This is a genomic window from Butyricicoccus porcorum, assembly GCF_002157465.1.
In the GTDB taxonomy this organism is placed as follows: domain Bacteria; phylum Bacillota; class Clostridia; order Oscillospirales; family Butyricicoccaceae; genus Butyricicoccus_A; species Butyricicoccus_A porcorum.
Map to the genome: position 1 here is coordinate 463,177 of NZ_NHOC01000005.1, position 18,561 is coordinate 481,737.

Sequence of the window (18,561 nt, forward strand, 5' to 3'; positions counted from 1 at the left end):
TTTTTCCGACAGCAGCCGAAACCGGCGGCCGGCGCTGTCCAGACCTTCCACATCTGTGGCTTTTAACCGGCCCGCCGGAGAAATGGAACGATACTATATGAGCATGAGCGAAGAGATTCTCGACCTGACCGTCAAGGAAGCGTATGACGAAAACCAGATTCAGGTACTCGAAGGTCTGGAGGCCGTGCGCAAGCGCCCGGGCATGTATATCGGCTCGACGTCCGCACGCGGCCTGCATCATCTGGTGTATGAAATCGTCGATAACTCCATCGACGAGGCGCTGGCAGGCTACTGTACCCATATCGAGGTCACGCTTGAGCCGGACAGCGTGGTTTCCGTGCGCGACAACGGACGCGGCATCCCGGTCGGCATTCATCCGCAGATGGGCATTCCGACGCTGGAGGTTGTCCTGACCGTGCTGCATGCGGGCGGCAAGTTCGGCGGCGACGGCTACAAGGTCTCCGGCGGCCTGCATGGCGTCGGCTCGTCTGTCGTCAATGCGCTGTCCGAATGGCTGGAAGCGACGGTCTATGACGGCGAAAACAAATATTCCATGAAGTTTGCGCGCGGCAAGACGATTTCCCCGATGCGTTCCACGCCGTGCAGGCATGAGACCGGCACGACCATCCGCTTCAAGGCGGATGACCAGATTTTTGAAACGCTGGATTACGACTACGAAATTCTGGAAAACCGGTTGCAGGAGCAGGCGTTCCTCAATGGCGGCATCCGGATCACGCTGCGCGATGAGCGCGACCCGGACGACGATGTGCGCGAGGAGGTCATGCATTACGAGGGCGGCATCAAGCAGTTCGTCACATACTTAAACCGCAACAAGACGCCGCTGCATGCTGAACCGATCTATGTCGAGGGTTCGCGCGACGATTCCATGGCAGAAGTTGCCATGCAGTATACCGACGGCTACAATGAAAACCTGCTGTCGTTTGCCAACAACATCAACACGACGGAGGGCGGCACACATGAAACCGGCTTCAAGTCGGCGCTCACCAAGGTCATCAACGACTATGCCCGCAAGTTTGGCTTCCTCAAGGACAACGACAAGAATTTCTCCGGCGACGATGTGCGCGAGGGCCTGACCGCTGTCATTTCGGTCAAGCTGCGCGAGGCACAATTTGAGGGTCAGACCAAGACCAAGCTGGGCAATTCCGACATGCGCAATCTCGTCGAGACCATGCTGAGCGAAAAGCTGACAATTTTCTTTGAGGAAAACCCGTCGGTTGCAAAATCCATCATCGACAAGGCACAGACTGCGTCGCGCGCACGCGAGGCGGCGCGCAAGGCGCGTGAGCTGACGCGCCGCAAGAGCGCACTGGAATCCGGTTCGCTGCCGGGCAAGCTGGCGGACTGTCAGGAGCGCGACCCGCGCCTGACGGAAATTTATATCGTCGAGGGCGATTCCGCAGGCGGCTCCGCAAAGGAAGGCCGTGACCGCCGCTATCAGGCGATCCTGCCGCTGTGGGGCAAAATGCTGAACGTCGAAAAGGCGCGTCTGGATAAGGTTTACGGCAACGACAAGCTGACCCCGATGATTACCGCCTTCGGCGCGGGCTTCGGCGAGGATTTTGATCCGTCCAAGCTGCGCTACGGCAAAATCATTCTGATGGCGGATGCCGATGTCGATGGCAGCCATATCCGTACGTTGCTGCTGACGTTCTTCTTCCGGTATATGCGCCCGCTGATCGAACAGGGGCATGTCTATATCGCACAGCCGCCGCTGTTCAAGAACACCAAGGGCAAGACCGTGCGCTATACCTACACCGAGCAGGAACAGACTGCCGTGCTCGCGGAGATGGGACAGGGCGTCGATATCCAGCGCTACAAAGGTCTGGGCGAGATGGACCCGGAACAGCTGTGGGAGACCACGATGAACCCGGAAAACCGCACATTGCTTCAGGTCACGCTGGAGGATGCGTCGATGGCGGACGAAATCTTCACGCTGCTGATGGGCGAGAAGGTTGAGCCGCGCCGTGAATTCATCCAGAAAAACGCGAAATATGTGACCAATCTGGATATCTGATCGGTTAAAACGATAAAAGCAACTGATTCCGTTTTGCACTCTCAGCCCGCAAAATGAAATGGGCGTCAAAACGTTTGGCGTCAATTGGTTTTTGGCGCCCCCTCACGCTGGCGCAGGGCGGGAGAGATGCAAGGGAGGGTGCGCCCAAGCACCCTCCTTTGCGCCCTCCTATGAAGGGATACCGGAAAGGGAAGATGCTTCGGGCGGAAACAGAACAGCGCGGAGGAACGCTATGGATGATATCAAAAGACAACGCGTAAAGGCAGCCATGGAAACGCTGATGGCTGCGCATGATGAGCTGGTTGACCTGATGCCGGCAAAGAAGAAAAAAGCCTCAGAGGAGGATGCCATGCTGGGCGATGCAATGGATTCACTGGAGGAATCGATTTCCTGCCTGATGGAGCTGCTGGAAGAAGAGGTATAAAACTGTGAGTATTAGCTTTGAAAATCAGAAGATTATCCCGGTCGATCTCGAACGGGAAATGAAAAAATCGTACATCGATTATGCGATGTCCGTTATTGTCGGCCGTGCGCTGCCGGATGCGCGCGACGGTCTCAAGCCGGTACACCGCCGCATTCTGTACGCGATGTACGAAGACCACCTGACCTGTGACCGCCCCTATCGAAAGTCGGCGACTACTGTCGGTAACGTGCTCGGCCGGTATCATCCGCACGGCGATGCATCGGTTTACGATGCTCTTGTGCGCATGGCACAGCCGTTTTCCCTGCGCTATCCGATGATCGACGGTCACGGCAACTTCGGTTCCATCGACGGCGACCCTCCGGCAGCATATCGTTACACGGAGGCGCGCATGAGCAAGATGGCGGCCTATATGATGACCGACATCGAGAAGGAAACGGTCGATTTCATGCCGAACTTCGACGACAACCGCAAGGAGCCGAAGGTTCTGCCGTCCCGTTTCCCGGGCATGCTGGTCAATGGCTCGTCCGGTATCGCCGTCGGCATGGCAACCAATATGCCGCCCCACAACCTGACGGAGGTCATCAACGGCATCTGCTATGTCATCGACAACCCGGATGCACAGATGGAGGATATCTGTCAGTACATCAAGGGCCCGGATTTCCCGACCGGCGGCATTATCATGGGCCGCAGCGGGATCCGCGCGGCATATGCAACCGGACGCGGCAAAATCAAGGTGCGTGCCCGCACGGAAATTGAGGAGATGCACAACGGCCGTCAGCGCATTGTTGTCACGGAAATTCCGTATATGGTCAACAAGGCGCGTCTGGTGGAATCCATCGCCGACCTCGTCAAAAACAAGCGTGTGGAGGGCATTTCCGACCTGCGCGACGAATCCGACCGCGAGGGCATGCGCATTGTCGTCGAGCTCAAGCGGGAAGCAAATGCACAGGTCGTGCTCAACCAGCTGTTTAATTATACGCAGCTACAGGACACATTTTCGGTCAACAATCTGGCGCTGGTCAACAACCAGCCGCGCACGCTCAATCTGCGCGAGCTGATTGACCAGTATATCGAATTCCAGCGCGAGGTCATTGAGCGCCGCACGCGCTTTGACCTGAACAAGGCGGAGGGTCGTGCTCATATCCTCGAAGGCCTCAAGGTCGCAACCGACAACATTGACCGCATTATCGAAATTATCCGCGCATCGGCCAACGAGAGCGAAGCAAAAACCAACCTGATGGCAGAGCCTTTTATCATCAATCAGATTGCCCTGCTCGGCATTGTGGGCGGCAAGGAGAACTTTGAATTCCATCTGGATGAGCCGCAGGCACAGGCGATTGTCAACATGCGCCTCGGCCGCCTGTCCGGTCTGGAGCGTCAGAAGATCAACGACGAATACGACGAAATCGAATCGAAAATTCGCGGCTTAATGGAAGTTCTTGCGAGCCGCCATAACATGCTGGAAATCGTCAAAAAGGAACTGGTTGAGATCCGTGACAAATTCGGCGATGAACGCCGCACGCAGATCGAAGCAGTGGACAACGAAATCGATATCGAAGACCTGATTGAACGCGAGGACTGCACGTATACACTGACCCATTGCGGCTATATCAAGCGCACCACGACGGATACCTATCGTTCGCAGCGCCGCGGCGGGCGCGGTGTCAGCGCCATGGCGACGCGCGAGGAGGATTTTGCGGAAATTCTGTTCACTGCCTCGTCGCATGACAACATTCTGTTCTTCAGCAGTCTCGGAAAGGTCTACCGTCTGAAGGGCTATCAGATTCCGGAGACCAGCCGCACGGCAAAGGGAACCAATGTCGTCAATCTGCTCGCACTGGAAAACGGCGAGACCGTTTCCGCGATGTTCGCCATCAGCGACTATGACGAATCGCATTATCTGTTCTTCACGACGGAACAGGGTACCGTCAAGCGCGTCGCGCTGTCCGAACTGAAAAATATCCGCAAGGCGGGTCTGCGCGCGCTGTCGCTCAATGAGGGCGATCGTCTGGTTGACGTCCGCCTGACTGACGGCACACAGAATATGCTGATTGTCACGGCAAAGGGTCATGCGATCTGCTTCGATGAGAATGAAGTGCGTGCAATGGGACGTTCGGCAGTCGGTGTGCGCGGCATTACGCTGGAGGAAGGCGACCGCGTTATCGGCGGCGTCCGTGCACGTCCGGAGGGGGAAGTGCTCACCGTCACGGAAAACGGCTATGGCAAGCGCACCCCGGTCGGCGATTTCAGCATTCATCACCGCGGCGGCCGCGGCATTCTCGCGCATGCACTGAATGATAAGACCGGCAACATTGCGGGCACCGCAGTGGTTGACCTCGACAACGATGTCATGATTATCACCGATGACGGCGTACTCATCCGCACGGCAGTGGAGGATATCCGTCAGTGCGGCAGAAATACGCAGGGGGTCATTGTCATGCGTACCGGCGACGATGTTCATGTCAACGCCATCACACGGATTCAGAAGGAAGAGGACGAAGATCCCGCAGACATCGAAAATCCGGAAGAAACATCCGAAGCAGAGGTTGAACATGGCGGAGAACAAGAATAAACATGTCATAATTTACACCGATGGCGCCTGTTCCGGGAATCCCGGGCCAGGCGGCTTCGGTATTATCCTGCAATACGGTGAGCACCGCAAGGAAATCAGCAAGGGCTTTCCGGAGACAACAAACAACCGCATGGAGCTGCTCGGTGTGATTACCGCATTGGAGGCGCTGAAAACCCCGTGCACGGTCGATCTGTATTCCGACAGCAAATATGTCATCGATGCAATTCAGAAGGGCTGGGCGGTCAAATGGCGGAGCAAAAACTGGATGCGCACGCCAAAGGAGCCTGCCAAAAACCCGGATCTGTGGGAGCGCCTGCTGAACCTGCTGGAGGTGCACGACGTCACGTTCCATTGGGTCAAGGGACATGCGCAGAACGAGAACAACAACCGTTGTGACGAGCTTGCTGTCAACGCCTGGAAGCAATTCAAGTAATAACATTTCGTATATCTAAAAATATATATACGAATAGGAATATATTTATGTATAAATATATTTTAATTATACAGATAGTATAAATTTTAAGCGCCGGTTCACCGGCAGAATTTTCCCCGAAACGAGGAACACCACATGCGCCACACGGACAAATTATGGGACGGTTTTTCCCTGATTCAGGACGACCGCTTTTTTAAGCTGGGACAGGACAGCATGCTGCTGTCCGCGTTTGCGTCCCCACCGCCGCGGGCGAAGGTGCTCGATCTGGGCTGCGGCAACGGTGCGCTCGGCGTGCTGTTGTGCGCACGCTATCCGGGTCTCGATGTGACCGGATTGGAAATCCAGCCGGAGGTGGCGGAGCTGGCACAGGAAAATGTTGTATGGAATCGGTTGGATGCACGCATGCGCATTGTCTGCGGCGACCTGAAGCAGTATAAGCAGCTGTTTCCGACCGGTGCGTTTGAATATATCATCTGTAACCCGCCGTATTTTTCACAGGACAGCGGCTATGCGGCGAAAGGGAAAAACCGGCATACCGCGCGGCAGGAAACCGAATGCAGCGCGGCGGATGCCGTGCGGGCAGCGGCATATTTTGTCAAATACGGCGGGCGCGTCGCTTTTGTCTACCGTCCGGAACGCGTCTGTGAACTGATTTTTGACATGAAACAGTGCGGTCTGGAGCCGAAACGCCTGCGATTTGTGCACCAGCATGCCAAAGCTGTTCCATCGGCTGTCTTGGTGGAGGCGCGGCGCGGCAGTGCGCCGGGCGTGCAGGTACTGCCCCCGCTGCTTGTCTGCGGCGAGGATGGCACACAGACAGAGGAATACCGCATGATTTACCACAGGGAGGAATTTTGATATGGGCACCGGAACGCTCTATCTGGTCGGCACACCGATCGGAAATCTGGAAGATCTGACATACCGCGCCGTGCGCATATTGAAAGAGGCGGATTTTGTCGCGGCGGAGGATACGCGCGTCAGCGGAAAACTGCTGCATTATCTGGAAATCAGCAAGCCGCTGGTCAGCTATCATGAGCACAACCGCAAACAGCGCGGGCCGGAGCTGGTACAGCGCATGCTGGCCGGTGAAACCTGTGCACTTGTAACCGATGCGGGCATGCCTGCGGTCAGCGATCCGGGCGAAGACCTTGCAAATCTGTGCCATGAAGCGGGCATTCCGGTCATTCCGGTACCGGGTGCATGTGCGGCGGTCTGTGCCCTTGCGCAGAGCGGTCTTCCGTCAGGGAAATGGTGCTTTGAGGGCTTTTTGCCGCCGACAGGCAAGCAGCGCCGCGAACGGCTCGAGGTTTTGAAAACTGAGCCGCGCACCTGTATTGTCTATGAAGCGCCGCATCGCCTGCGCATGACGCTGCGCGACCTCGCTGAGACATTGGGTGACCGCCGCGTGAGCCTGGCGCGTGAGCTGACCAAGCTGCATGAGGAATGCCTGCGCATGACACTGCCGGAGGCAGCGGCATATTACGAGGAACAGGAACCGCGCGGCGAGTATGTTCTCGTCATCGAAGGAGCGCAGGACAATCCAGAACAGTCCGCTGCCAACCAGATGGCACAGGCGATTCAGCTGACAGAGGAGCTGACCGCTGCCGGACTGACCCTGCGCGACGCGGTCAAGCAGGCCGCAAAGCAGACCGGCGCGCGCAAAAACCAGCTGTATCAGACCATGTTGGCGCGCGAAAAGGGCGAGTAACGCAAAATACCTGTAAAAAACGCAGAAAAAAGCACTCCGAATGTTCGGAGTGCTTTTTGGTTTGTCAGAATATTGATTGCTCAGGCATCTGCCTTCCACAGGCCGTGCAGATTGCAGTAAGCGTAAGCAGAAACGACAGAATCACCGTCAGCCAGAGCAAAAACAGCCTTCGGCTCGCTGCCCGGCTGGAGGGTCTTGCGCTGGTTGCCCTGCGTGGTATGGATGGAAATCCACTCGATGAAGTGTTCCGGCAGCATCGGATGATCGACAGAGCCGACGGAAACGGTCACAGTATTGCCGTCAATGGCGATAACCGGTACATGCTTCTCCTGTGCGGCGTCAACCGAACCCGGTACGAGCTCCGTCATTTTCTGACCGCAGCACATAACCGGAACACCTTTATCTTCTACCATTGCGATCATGTTGCCGCAATGCTCACAGACAAAATAACGCTGTTCCATATGTCCTCCTTACTGTGCAGTGAAGTTGTCCTTATCCAGGCCGCAGATCGGGCAGACCCAATCAGCCGGAAGATCTTCAAATGCGGTGCCCGGAGCTACACCGTTATCCGGATCGCCCTTGGCCGGGTCATATTCGTAGCCACATACACACTTATAGATTGCCATAATCATTTTCTCCTTTCCCAAATGGGGAATGTGTTTTTCAACAACCCCAGTATATCATAAAAAAATGAAAATGAAACCCGTTTTCAGAAAAAAATTTCAGCTGGGCGGCATGACCGGGCAAAAACCGGTGCATGCTAACAGGAGCGAGGGATCTGACGGTGAAAATAAATTACAATTCGGATATTAAAAATATTATTATACTATTTTTAATCAATGTTTTGTTGATTGCCGCAGCACAGGCCTGAGTGCCGGCTGAAAAAGGGCAAGAGAAAAGCCGGATGTTGGGGGCATCCGGCTTTCCCTGTACAAAACTTAAAGGGGGGTAAAAAAGAGAGATAAAAGAAAAAATCTTTTATATAGCCATTCCTGACTACAATATATAGTATAGCGGGAGTTCGTGTAGATTCTGTGAACGAATCATTAAAAATTAGATTTTTTTGCGCTCTGCCGGTTCTGTCTGTTTGGAATCGGAAGCATCCTTCTGTATGGCGGGATCGGAACCGGGCGGAAGGGAACGGATATAGCTTGCGGTTGCGGTGGCAACGAGGCGGTCGGGATCATCCTCCATCCATGCCTGTGCGGAGGTGTGGAAAATTTTCCGACCCTGGAACACGATTTCCGAACGGACAATGAGCGAACCGCCAATGCGTCCGGGACGCAGATAATTCACCGTCATGGAGGCAGTCGGGCAGAGGGCAAAGCCGGCATTGTAATAGACCAGCAGACCCATGCCCATATCAAACATGGCACTGGTCACGCCGCCATGCAGCCAGCCCATTGGATTGCGCATTTCCGGTTTGAGTGCATAGCTGACCGTGCAGATTTTGCCATCATCGCTGCACGAAATGAACTGAGGCGGAATGCGGTCGTTGACCGAGCCCGGCTCGGCATGGGTACGGCGGTAAATGGCAGCGCGCAGACGCTGCTCATGGTAATCCTTTGGCTGTGACATTGTGCGATCATCCTCTTTTTTTCTCTTTTTTTTCCGTGTTGACATCAGTGTAGCACATCTTTGAAATCGATGTCAAATCGGTGACAGGGAAAAAACTTCCGGTATGGTTTCTGTATTTTGCCGCAGAATGGAAGTTCTGCTGCATTTGACAGGGAGAAACCGTAACATTCCGTGCCGCTGGGAAGCGACGGAAAAACAGAAAATATTTTACCTATTTTAATTGGAATGGTTGAAATGCATACCGGTTTGGTGTATATTATGGATGGACAAGATAAGACAGGCGGCTTTGAAGCGGCCTGATCCGGAATATATTACTCTCTTTTTCAGGAGGATCAATCATATGGAACGTGTTGTTTATTCGGATAATGCGGCAACTACACCGATTTCCAAGAATGTATACAATGCTATGCTGCCATACCTGACCACAGGCTATGGCAACCCGTCCAGCCTGTATTCGCTGGCGCGTGAGGAGAAGAAGGCGGTCGATCAGGCACGCACCTATGCGGCGGAATGCCTGAATTGCGAGCCGGATGAAATCATCTTCACCTCCGGCGGCTCGGAGGCGGACAACCTCGCACTCAAGGGACTGCTGTTCGGCAAGAATTTCCCGAAGAACAAGCACCACATCATCACCAGTACGATTGAGCATCACGCCATTCTGCATACCTGTGAATTCCTTGAGCGCATCGGCTATGAGGTCACCTATGTCGGCGTCGATGAGCAGGGTCACATCAAGATGGACGAGCTGGAGCAGGCGATTACGGAAAACACCGCACTGGTTTCCATCATGGCGGCGAACAATGAAATTGGCACGATTCAGGATCTGAAGGCAATTGCAGAGCTGTGCCACAGCAAGGGCACGCTGTTTCACACCGATGCTGTACAGGCAGTCGGTCATATGAAAATTGACGTAAAGGAAATGGGCATTGATATGCTGTCGCTGTCCGGTCACAAGATCCGCGGCCCGAAGGGTACCGGCGCATTGTACTGCCGCAAGGGGATTGTACTTGAGCCGTTGATTCACGGCGGCGGACAGGAGCGCGGAAAGCGCAGCGGCACGGAAAATGTCGCAGGCATTGTCGGTCTCGGCGAAGCCATGCATTATGCACATGAGCATATGGATGAATATCTGCCGTATGTCGCATCCCTGCGTGACCGCCTGATTGAAGGCGTGCTCAAGATTCCGTACACGCAGCTGACCGGTGACCCGGTCAATCGTCTGCCGGGCACGGCGAGCTTCGTCATCGAGTGCATCGAAGGTGAGAGCCTGGTTCTGCGCCTCGACCTCGCAGGCATTGCGACGTCCACCGGTTCGGCATGCTCGACCGGTTCGCTCGACCCGTCGCATGTTCTGATGGCAATCGGCCTGCCGCATGAGATTGCGCATGGTTCCCTGCGTGTCACGCTCGGCGAGCAGAACACGGTTGAAGATGTAGATTATCTCATCGAAAAGATCACCTATGTCGTCAAGACCCTGCGCGACATGTCGCCGGTATGGGATGAAAAGATGAGCGGTCAGCCGATGCTGAAATTATTCGACAAGTAAAAATCATCACAGTGTGATAAAATATAAAAGGAGTTTTAATTACCATGGAATACAGCGAAAAGGTAATGGATCATTTCGCCAACCCGCGCAACGTCGGCGTCATTGAGGATGCGGACGCAGTCGGTGAGGTAGGCAACGCCAAGTGCGGCGATATCATGAAGATGTACCTCAAGATCAGCGATGACGGTGTTATCACCGACATCAAGTTCAAGACCTTCGGCTGCGGCGCAGCGGTTGCAACCAGCTCGATGGCAACCGAGATGGTCAAGGGCAAGACGATCAACGAGGCACTCCAGTTGACCAACAAGGCAGTTGCAGAGGCTCTGGACGGACTGCCCCCGGTCAAGATGCATTGCTCTGTTCTCGCAGAGGAGGCCATTCATGCAGCTATTGCGGATTATTACAAGCGCAAGGGTCTGAATCCGGAAGAATTCATGGGCACCTGTGACATGAACTGCGAGAGCTGCGGCAAACACTGACTTTTCTTTCTCGGGGAAAGAAAAGTCAGCAAAAGAAAGCCCAAGCGGTGCGCTCCCGCGCACAGCAAACAGGTCGGACGGAAGGTCCGCCCGTTTGCCCCAACGCCGCGAAGATGGGATTTTGCAGTTTATTTTGTTCATTCCACGACCAAAAAATCAAAAAAATTTGCCGAAACAAGCCGCATGCGTTGAGCATGCGGCCTTTCGGCGTGTTACGGTTTGTATGTATTCTTATTCCACCAGACAGGAGGAGCATCTTTCCATATGGAACGAATTACGCAGCTTATCACCGATTTAACTGAATATGATGCGATTGCAGAGGGCATCCGCGGCGGCAAAACGCCGGTGGAGGTCACCGGCCTGTCGCCCATCCACAAGGCAAATCTTGCCGCAGCACTGGCGGGTCAGCTGCACCGTCAGGCAGTTATCATCTGTGCCGATGACCTCGCCTGTGACCGCATGGCGCGCGATCTGGAGGCATTTTCCGACCGCCCGGCTGTTGTCCTGCCCTCGCGCGAGTTTGTGTTCCACAACATCGAATCCTCCTCGCGTGAATATGAGCACAGACGCATTTCCGTCCTGCGCGATCTGGCAGCGGGAAAAAAGACGGTCATTGTCTCTGTACCTGCCCTGCTGATGGCAACCATGCCGCCGGACAGCATGCAGAAGGCGACCTTTCCCATCAATTTCAGCGGCGAATATGACACGGATGAGCTTGTTTTGAAGCTGATACAGGCGGGTTATCGCCGCTGTATGCAGGTCGAAGGCGAGGGACAGTTTTCCCTGCGCGGTGGTATTCTGGATATCTTTGCGCCGGGTGAACCAAATCCGGTGCGCATTGAATTTTTCGGCACGGAGGTCGACACGATGTCCTATTTTGACATCGGTTCCCAGCGCCGCACGCGCTCACTCGAACAGCTTGTCTGTCTGCCGAATATGGAAGCCCTGCCGACCCTCGCGCCCGGCGGAACGGAAGGACTGCTCAAACAGATTGAAAAAATTATCGCATCCAAGGCGAAAAAGCATCCGGATCTCAACAAAAACCTGCGCCGCGATGCAGAACGCCTGAGCAATGACGGCATTTTCCCGGCGGCAGACAAATATCTTCCGTTTATTTATCCGGAGCTGGCGACGGCGGCGGATTATATCCCGACGGACGCGATGGTCTTTGTCGATGATTTCCGCGCGGTGCGCGAGGCGGCGCGCGTCTTCCAGGTGCGCATGAAGGAGGATGTCGAGGCGCTGCTCGAGCGCGGCCTGCTGTATGGCAAAAATGCGGTCTATCTGGACACCCTGGAGCAGACGGTTTCCAAGCTGGCGGCGCATCCGATGGTGTATCTGGAGACCTTTTTGAGCTCTGTTCCGGAATGTCCGCCCAGAACACTAACGGATATTACGGCAAAACAGCTGCCGCCGTATTCTGGCAATGTCACCGCAGCGGCCGCAGATATCCGGTCGTATCAGGACATGAATTACCGCGTGATTGTGCTGTGCTCCGGCGAGATGCGCCGCACCACGATGAAGGAAATGCTGGAGGGCGAGGGCGTGACGGCAAAGGTCACAGACCGATTGCCCGGCCCGGGGCGTGTTCATATTCTGGATGGCAGCCTGTCTGCCGGCATGGAATATCCGTCGCTCAAAACAGCCGTGCTCACCGAGGGACAGATGCTCGCCGCGCGCAAAAAATCTGCGTCAAAAAAGAAAAAATCCAGCCGCGACCATGTCAAGAGCTATACCGACCTGACACCGGGCGATCTGGTCGTGCATGAGCACCATGGCATCGGCCGTTTTATCGGCATGGAGCGCATGCGCGTCGAGGGTACGTATCAGGATTTTGTCAAAATCGCGTTTGCGGGCACGGATTTTCTGTATGTCCCGGCGACCAGTCTCGATTTGATTTCCAAATACATCGGCGCGGGCAGCGAAGCAGCCGGCGGGCATGTCCGGCTGAACAAGCTGGGCGGCACGGAATGGCAGAAAACGCGCTACAAGGCGAAAGCGGCGGCGAAGGAGCTGGCGGGCGAGCTGATCCAGCTGTATGCCGAGCGCGAGCGCAAAAAAGGGTTTGCCTTCCCGAAGGATGACAGCTGGCAGAAGGAATTTGAAGCCGCGTTTGAATATGAGGAAACAGAAGATCAGCTACGCTGTGTCGGAGAAATTAAGGCGGATATGGAATCTGATCGGCCGATGGATCGTTTGCTGTGCGGCGATGTCGGCTTCGGCAAGACGGAAGTCGCGCTGCGCGCCGTCATGAAATGCGTCCTCGGCGGCAAGCAGGCCGCCATTCTTGTGCCGACGACCGTGCTCGCGCGGCAGCACTATTTAACCTGTCTGACGCGCTTTTCCGGCTGGCCGGTGCGCATTGAAATGCTCAGCCGCTTCAAAACCGCAAAAGAGCAGAAGATGATACTGGAAAAGGTGAAACAGGGACAGATTGACCTGCTGATCGGCACACATAAGCTGTTCAACAAGGGCATGAAGTTCAAAGATCTGGGTCTGCTGGTCGTGGATGAGGAACAGCGCTTTGGTGTCACGCACAAGGAAAAATTAAAAGAGCTGTCGCGGCAGGTGGATGTGCTGACGCTGTCCGCGACGCCGATTCCGCGCACGCTCAATATGGCATTGTCCGGTATCCGCGATATGTCCGTTCTGGAGGAACCGCCGCAGGACAGGCACCCGGTACAGACCTATGTCATGGAATATGACGAAGGTGTTGTGGCAGAAGCGATGCGGCGTGAATTTTACCGCGGCGGACAGACCTATTATTTGCACAATGCGGTGGAGTCCATTGATACCTGTGCGGCACGGCTCAAACAGCTGCTGCCCGATGCGGAAATCGGTGTGGCGCACGGCAAGATGAGCCAGCGTGAGCTGTCGCGCATTATGACGCGCATGAGTGACGGAGACATTGATATTCTGGTCTGTACGACCATTATTGAGACCGGCATTGACATTCCGAACGTCAACACATTGATTATCGAGGACGCTGACCGCATGGGTCTGTCCCAGCTGCACCAGCTGCGCGGGCGTGTCGGGCGTTCGGCGCGTCATGCGTTCGCCTATTTCACATTCCGGCGCGGCAAAACGCTGTCGGATATCTCACAGAAGCGGCTGAATGCGGTGCGCGAATTCGCAGAATTCGGTTCGGGCTTTAAAATCGCCATGCGTGATTTGGAAATCCGCGGTGCGGGAAACGTGCTCGGCGCGGAGCAGTCGGGCCACATGATGAACGTCGGCTATGACCTGTATCTCAAGCTGCTGGAAGAAGCTGTGCTGGAGGAGAAGGGTGAGAAGCCGCGTCAGCGCACGGAATGTGCGGCAGAGCTTGCGGTTTCTGCAAATCTGCCGGAAAAATATGTCGAGGACGCGGGGCAGCGTGTGGATTTGTACCGCCGCATTGCCGCCATTCGCACGCCGGATGACCGCGCCGACCTGCTCGACGAGATGATTGACCGCTTTGGTGAGCCGCCGGCTTCTGCCGTCGCATTGTGTGACATTGCACTGCTGCGCGCGAAGGCGGCGGAACAGGGCATTCTGGAAATCAAACAGAGCGATGGCCGCTTGCTTGTGACCTGGGCAGATGACTGCACCGACCTGCGCCGGCTGGCGGCGCTGTGCGGCGCGCCGCAGTTCAAAGGGCGTCTGCTGCTCAATGCCGGCTCACCGCCATATGTCTCGCTGCGCATGAAGCCGAGGGAAAAGGCACTTGAGCTGGCAAACCAGCTGGTTGCGGCATATGCCGAAACAGAGAAGCAATGACAGGAGAGAGGGGCGCGCCGGATGGCCTTCCCCCTCTGTTTTTCTCCCCGATTTGAAAAAAATTCACGTGATTCCGTGTTTTTCTGTCAAAAATCAGCACATTGCTACTTGGTACACACGGAACAGTATGCTATACTGATACTGTATAAGAAGAAAAACTGATTTGAAAGAAGATAAAGGAGCAACCTTAAAAACTATGGAATTTCGTGATTTGGGCATTGATGCCGAGCTGCTGCATGCGCTCGACGACGCCGGCTATACTGTCCCGACGCCGATTCAGGAGCAGGCAATTCCTGCCGCTGTCAGCGGGCGCGATGTGCTCGGCCTGGCGCAGACCGGTACCGGCAAGACCTGTGCCTTTGCCATTCCGATTTTACAGAAGCTGAAAAATGAGGAACGCCTGCCCGGTTTCCCGCCCATCCGTTCCCTCATCCTCACGCCGACGCGTGAGCTGGCCATTCAGATTTATGACAGCTTTGTTGCCTATGCAAAATATACCGATATCCGCTGTGCGCTCGTCTATGGCGGCGTATCGCAGTACAACCAGACGGAGGCGCTGAGTGCGGGTGTCGATGTCCTGATTGCCACGCCGGGCCGCCTGAATGACCTGTGCGGACAGGGGTACATCGATCTGGAGGACATTGAGCTGTTTGTGCTCGATGAGGCTGACCGCATGCTGGATATGGGCTTTATCGACGATGTCGAGCGCATTCTCAAGCGCATGGGTGACCGCAAGATGCAGACATTGCTGTTTTCCGCGACCATGCCGCAGTCGGTGCAGAAGCTGGTCAAGCGCCTGCTGAATGAAGATTTTGAAAAGGTTGAGGTCACACCGGTGTCCACAACGGTGGAAGCCATCGACCAGTCGGTCTATTTTGTCGACCGCGAAAATAAAAAGAAGCTGCTGCTGTATACGCTGCGCGATCCGGCACTCGACCGCGCGCTGGTGTTTGTGCGCACCAAATCGGGCGCGGACAAGGTGGCACATGATCTCGCCCGTGCCCATGTCGGCGCGAGTGCGATTCACGGCGATAAGTCCCAGATTGACCGTCAGAATGCACTCAATCGCTTCAAAGAGGGCAAAATCCGCGTACTGGTTGCGACGGATATTGCGGCGCGCGGTCTGGATATCAGCGAGCTGTCGCATGTCATCAATTATGATGTGCCCAATGAGCCGGAAAACTATGTGCACCGCATCGGCCGTACCGGCAGAGCCGGACACGGCGGTATCGCCATTACCTTCTGTCAGGCGGATGAGGTGCCCTACCTGCGCCGCATTGAAAAGCTGATTGACAAAGAGGTTCCGGTGCGTGAGGACAACCCGTACCCGATGCAGGAGAAGCCGCACGAAGGCCATTCCTCCGGCGGGCGCTCCCGTTCGCGCCGCGGTGGGCGCGGCAGACGCGGCCTGAACAACAACAAGCCGCAGGGCGAACAGACTGCACCGGTGCAGAACAGTACATCAGCAGCCGGCAGTGAGGAGAAGCGTGCAAACACCTCCCGCCGTCCGCGCAGACGCCGCCGCAGACCGTCCGGCAACACGGGAAATGCGCCGGCAAACGAAGGATGAACCGCTTTTGCCCGCAAAAATCCACTTTGTATGAATTTGCAGAAATCCCACGGGAAAACACCTGTTTCCCGTGGGATTCTGTTGCTTTTCGGACAAAAACAGCACAAAACTGCGGTTGACAATGTGCGCCGCGGCTCCTATTATATCAGGCAGACAGCTCATAGATTCTGATACAAAGGGGGCTTTTTTGCCTTGTCCAACCCCACGATTGCGAGCGCGGCGATTTCTGCGCTCGAGCACCCCATTTCTGCACTGGACGACCGCCCGGCACTGGCGGCGGATGACCTCAAGGCGTATTTTGATGCCGATCCGCAGCAGCTGTGCGAGGCACACAACACCCTTGTCAGCGCGCTGACCGCACCGGAGGGTGCCTCCGGGGTCGGCTTTCTCGCCTCGGATACCATTTCCGCCAATACTGTGCAGGATGCGCTGGAAAATGTACACAAGCAGATGACCGGACTGACGCTCGGCTCCGTCCCGGATGGCTCCATCAATTCCGACAAGCTGGACAGCTCGCTCAAGAACCAGCTGAACAAAATTGATACGCTGGAGAGCGCTGTCACCGAATTACAGCAGGCAGTGAATTCGCTGCACCCATCCGGTGCACAATATCCGCTGATGGTGCTCGCCCTGTCGGAAAACTGCCCGAGCACGCTGACCGACGAGATGGCGACTGCCGCACTCGGCGCACATTTCGAGTCGGAGGTCTATGACCTCGGCATCCAGCTCGCATGGCTGTGCCGCTGGAAAAACAGCACGCTGCCGTCCACAACCTTCCGTTCCAAGCAGACCATCGACGAGATTTTTGCCGATGTGAACACGCTTTCCGAAATTGAACAGCTCACCCCGGTGCGCAGTCTGATTTCCCTCTCTGCGGAAATCTCGCGCGCCTATCGCACGGCGATGGACGAAGCCGGTCTGTAAACCATGCCGCCAAAAAGGGCGCGTGCCATGTGCACGCGCCCTTTGTTTCTGTATCACAGCGAGTTAGTCTTTCTTTTCCTTTCGTTTTTCCTTCTTTTTGGGCACTTCCGGGTCGGGGAAGCACTGCTCGGTGATCGCAGCGGCAAAGTTGGACAGTGTATCCGTGATATCGGTCAGCGTCAGGAGGAATGACAGCGCATCTTCCGGCGTGTCCAGTTTCATGTCGGTCTCCTGTATGATTTGCAGCATGCAGGTGGTCAGCTGCTGCCCGATGGTATCGCGGCGGGAGAGCTGGGTGTCGAAGCACTGTGCCAGCTCTTTTTCATGCACGCCGCAGGCGGATGCGCCGTTGAGCACGCGCTTGACCTGTGCAATCGACAGCGTATTTTTGAGCGAATAAATCGCCAGCATCTGCAAAATATGTTCCTTTGTATATTTTTTGCCTTTGACGGGCGCAATCAGCCCCGCCTTGCTGTAGTTGTGGATCATCGTGCGCGTCAGCGGCTCGCGCTCGCCTTCTCCGCCGAGATGAGCGCTCATCAGCGCAATGATCTGATCCATATATAAATCCAGCGCTGGGATGTCATCCGGGTGCAGCGCCTTGTTTTTTTCGCTGTTTTCCAGCAGCTTCTGCGCGTCTATCATCGTTTATTCCTCTTTTCCATAGGAATGCAAGTATAGTATAAGCCCTTTTTTCAAAAAAATCAAGAAATTTAGTTGCAAAAAATGTTTTACGTGCTATACTATATACATAACATGGTTTTGAAAACCAGATATAAAACTTTTTGATACGATTTTGGAATGAGGTGTTATATATGAAACAGTATGAACATCATGGGCTGTACGGTATCTTTACCCGCCGCGCCCGCGACCCGATGAGCAGCTTTACTCATCTGCTGGCAGCCATCGGCTCGGTTTGTGTTGCGCTGGCACTCGCCATCTATTCCCACCGGATCGGCGGAACGCTGCTGCAAACGATATCGGTCATCGTATTCGGCCTGTCGCTGACGGCATTATATACGGCAAGCTCGGTCTTTCATTTTTATAACAGAGGCAATTCCGGCATCCAGCTGCGCCTGCGCAAGCTCGACCATTCGATGATTTATGTGCTCATCGCGGGATCGTATACGCCGTTCCTCATCTGTGCGCTCGGCGCAGCCGCGTGGAAGAGCCTTGCGGTGATCTGGGGCATTGCGCTCGCGGGCATTGTCATCAAGCTGGTCTGGATGGATGCGCCGCGCTGGCTGTCCACAGCGTTTTACCTCGCGCTCGGCTGGTGCATTGTCGCCATCCCGGAGGCCATCCACAGCATGCCGCTGCCGGTTCTGGTGCTGACGGCGCTGGGCGGCGTGGCATATTCCGCAGGCGCGGTCATCTACGCGACCAAAAAGCCGAATTTCGGTTCGGTCTGGGGATTTCATGAAATCTTCCATCTGTTTACCATGCTCGGTTCGATTTTGCAGGTCATTGCGGTGTTCCTGTTCCTCGCCGTGCGCTGATTTTTTTGCCTGAACCAATCTAAATAAAATCAAC

Annotated in this window: 17 protein-coding genes; 13 read left to right on the forward strand and 4 right to left on the reverse strand. The window is 55.3% G+C overall.

The features are described from left to right. Nucleotides 1-82 precede the first annotated feature (82 nt). The 6 genes from gyrB to rsmI all read left to right on the forward strand — a co-directional run bounded on the left by gyrB (nt 83) and on the right by rsmI (nt 7,172). A complete protein-coding gene (gene gyrB / locus CBW42_RS08015; protein ID WP_330395846.1) occupies nt 83-2,035 on the forward strand; it encodes a DNA topoisomerase (ATP-hydrolyzing) subunit B in 1,953 nt (650 codons plus the stop codon). A 232-nt stretch (nt 2,036-2,267) separates the two neighbouring features. Next, nucleotides 2,268-2,459: a hypothetical protein gene (locus tag CBW42_RS08020; protein WP_087019645.1), complete on the forward strand. Its 192-nt coding sequence runs from the start codon at nt 2,268-2,270 to the stop codon at nt 2,457-2,459. Between the two features lie 4 nt (nt 2,460-2,463). Further along, nucleotides 2,464-5,031, forward strand: a complete 2,568-nt coding sequence (gene gyrA / locus CBW42_RS08025; protein ID WP_087019650.1) for a DNA gyrase subunit A — start codon at nt 2,464-2,466, stop codon at nt 5,029-5,031. Continuing rightward, the gene (gene rnhA, locus CBW42_RS08030; protein ID WP_087019653.1) at nt 5,012-5,464 is read left to right on the forward strand and encodes a ribonuclease HI; all 453 of its coding nucleotides are present in this window, start codon (nt 5,012-5,014) and stop codon (nt 5,462-5,464) included. Before gyrA ends, rnhA begins: the two co-directional genes overlap by 20 nt. A gap of 135 nt (nt 5,465-5,599) precedes the next feature. Continuing rightward, nucleotides 5,600-6,322, forward strand: coding sequence for a tRNA1(Val) (adenine(37)-N6)-methyltransferase (locus tag CBW42_RS08035; protein WP_087019656.1), 723 nt, complete (start codon nt 5,600-5,602; stop codon nt 6,320-6,322). A gap of 1 nt (nt 6,323) precedes the next feature. Further along, a complete protein-coding gene (rsmI, locus tag CBW42_RS08040; protein WP_087019659.1) occupies nt 6,324-7,172 on the forward strand; it encodes a 16S rRNA (cytidine(1402)-2'-O)-methyltransferase in 849 nt (282 codons plus the stop codon). Between the two features lie 80 nt (nt 7,173-7,252). Here the strand turns inward: rsmI and CBW42_RS08045 are convergent, their stop codons facing one another. The 3 genes from CBW42_RS08045 to CBW42_RS08055 form a co-directional block, all read right to left on the reverse strand. Continuing rightward, nucleotides 7,253-7,633, reverse strand: coding sequence for a desulfoferrodoxin family protein (locus CBW42_RS08045; protein ID WP_087019662.1), 381 nt, complete (start codon nt 7,631-7,633; stop codon nt 7,253-7,255). A gap of 9 nt (nt 7,634-7,642) precedes the next feature. Then, the gene (gene rd, locus CBW42_RS08050) at nt 7,643-7,798 is read right to left on the reverse strand and encodes a rubredoxin (protein ID WP_087019665.1); all 156 of its coding nucleotides are present in this window, start codon (nt 7,796-7,798) and stop codon (nt 7,643-7,645) included. 427 nt (nt 7,799-8,225) lie between these two features. Next, the gene (locus CBW42_RS08055) at nt 8,226-8,750 is read right to left on the reverse strand and encodes a PaaI family thioesterase (RefSeq protein ID WP_165761103.1); all 525 of its coding nucleotides are present in this window, start codon (nt 8,748-8,750) and stop codon (nt 8,226-8,228) included. A 171-nt stretch (nt 8,751-8,921) separates the two neighbouring features. Between CBW42_RS08055 and CBW42_RS15160 the strand changes: the two genes are divergently transcribed. The 6 genes from CBW42_RS15160 (at nt 8,922) to CBW42_RS08080 (ending at nt 17,028) form a co-directional block, all read left to right on the forward strand. Then, nucleotides 8,922-9,050 (forward strand): hypothetical protein, encoded by a 129-nt coding sequence (locus CBW42_RS15160; RefSeq protein ID WP_273349738.1) that lies wholly within the window; start codon nt 8,922-8,924, stop codon nt 9,048-9,050. A gap of 40 nt (nt 9,051-9,090) precedes the next feature. Then, nucleotides 9,091-10,296 (forward strand): cysteine desulfurase NifS, encoded by a 1,206-nt coding sequence (nifS, locus tag CBW42_RS08060; protein WP_087019670.1) that lies wholly within the window; start codon nt 9,091-9,093, stop codon nt 10,294-10,296. Nucleotides 10,297-10,340: 44 nt separating this feature from the next. Continuing rightward, complete coding sequence (gene nifU / locus CBW42_RS08065; RefSeq protein WP_087019673.1) at nt 10,341-10,775, forward strand: Fe-S cluster assembly scaffold protein NifU; 435 nt, start codon at nt 10,341-10,343, stop codon at nt 10,773-10,775. Nucleotides 10,776-11,039: 264 nt separating this feature from the next. Then, the gene (gene mfd, locus CBW42_RS08070) at nt 11,040-14,534 is read left to right on the forward strand and encodes a transcription-repair coupling factor (RefSeq protein ID WP_087019677.1); all 3,495 of its coding nucleotides are present in this window, start codon (nt 11,040-11,042) and stop codon (nt 14,532-14,534) included. Between the two features lie 196 nt (nt 14,535-14,730). Continuing rightward, entirely contained in the window at nt 14,731-16,104 is a 1,374-nt protein-coding gene (locus CBW42_RS08075; protein WP_087019680.1) for a DEAD/DEAH box helicase, read from the forward strand. A gap of 192 nt (nt 16,105-16,296) precedes the next feature. Then, complete coding sequence (locus tag CBW42_RS08080) at nt 16,297-17,028, forward strand: hypothetical protein (protein ID WP_087019683.1); 732 nt, start codon at nt 16,297-16,299, stop codon at nt 17,026-17,028. Nucleotides 17,029-17,091: 63 nt separating this feature from the next. Here the strand turns inward: CBW42_RS08080 and CBW42_RS08085 are convergent, their stop codons facing one another. Further along, a complete protein-coding gene (locus CBW42_RS08085) occupies nt 17,092-17,673 on the reverse strand; it encodes a DUF1836 domain-containing protein (protein ID WP_087019686.1) in 582 nt (193 codons plus the stop codon). Between the two features lie 170 nt (nt 17,674-17,843). On the opposite strand from CBW42_RS08085, the gene trhA reads away from it, so the two are divergent. Further along, nucleotides 17,844-18,527: a PAQR family membrane homeostasis protein TrhA gene (gene trhA, locus CBW42_RS08090; protein WP_087019689.1), complete on the forward strand. Its 684-nt coding sequence runs from the start codon at nt 17,844-17,846 to the stop codon at nt 18,525-18,527. Nucleotides 18,528-18,561: the final 34 nt, after the last annotated feature.

Bases quoted from the DNA above. Each gene is read 5' to 3' on its own strand.
- nifS (WP_087019670.1), top strand. From the start codon at position 9,091: ATGGAACGTGTTGTTTATTCGGATAATGCGGCAACTACACCGATTTCC.
- rnhA (WP_087019653.1), top strand. From the start codon at position 5,012: ATGGCGGAGAACAAGAATAAACATGTCATAATTTACACCGATGGCGCC.
- CBW42_RS08020 (WP_087019645.1), top strand. From the start codon at position 2,268: ATGGATGATATCAAAAGACAACGCGTAAAGGCAGCCATGGAAACGCTG.
- nifU (WP_087019673.1), top strand. From the start codon at position 10,341: ATGGAATACAGCGAAAAGGTAATGGATCATTTCGCCAACCCGCGCAAC.
- CBW42_RS08055 (WP_165761103.1), bottom strand. From the start codon at position 8,750: ATGTCACAGCCAAAGGATTACCATGAGCAGCGTCTGCGCGCTGCCATT.
- gyrB (WP_330395846.1), top strand. From the start codon at position 83: ATGGAACGATACTATATGAGCATGAGCGAAGAGATTCTCGACCTGACC.
- CBW42_RS08035 (WP_087019656.1), top strand. From the start codon at position 5,600: ATGCGCCACACGGACAAATTATGGGACGGTTTTTCCCTGATTCAGGAC.
- CBW42_RS08075 (WP_087019680.1), top strand. From the start codon at position 14,731: ATGGAATTTCGTGATTTGGGCATTGATGCCGAGCTGCTGCATGCGCTC.
- CBW42_RS08085 (WP_087019686.1), bottom strand. From the start codon at position 17,673: ATGATAGACGCGCAGAAGCTGCTGGAAAACAGCGAAAAAAACAAGGCG.
- rd (WP_087019665.1), bottom strand. From the start codon at position 7,798: ATGGCAATCTATAAGTGTGTATGTGGCTACGAATATGACCCGGCCAAG.
- rsmI (WP_087019659.1), top strand. From the start codon at position 6,324: ATGGGCACCGGAACGCTCTATCTGGTCGGCACACCGATCGGAAATCTG.
- CBW42_RS08045 (WP_087019662.1), bottom strand. From the start codon at position 7,633: ATGGAACAGCGTTATTTTGTCTGTGAGCATTGCGGCAACATGATCGCA.
- mfd (WP_087019677.1), top strand. From the start codon at position 11,040: ATGGAACGAATTACGCAGCTTATCACCGATTTAACTGAATATGATGCG.
- trhA (WP_087019689.1), top strand. From the start codon at position 17,844: ATGAAACAGTATGAACATCATGGGCTGTACGGTATCTTTACCCGCCGC.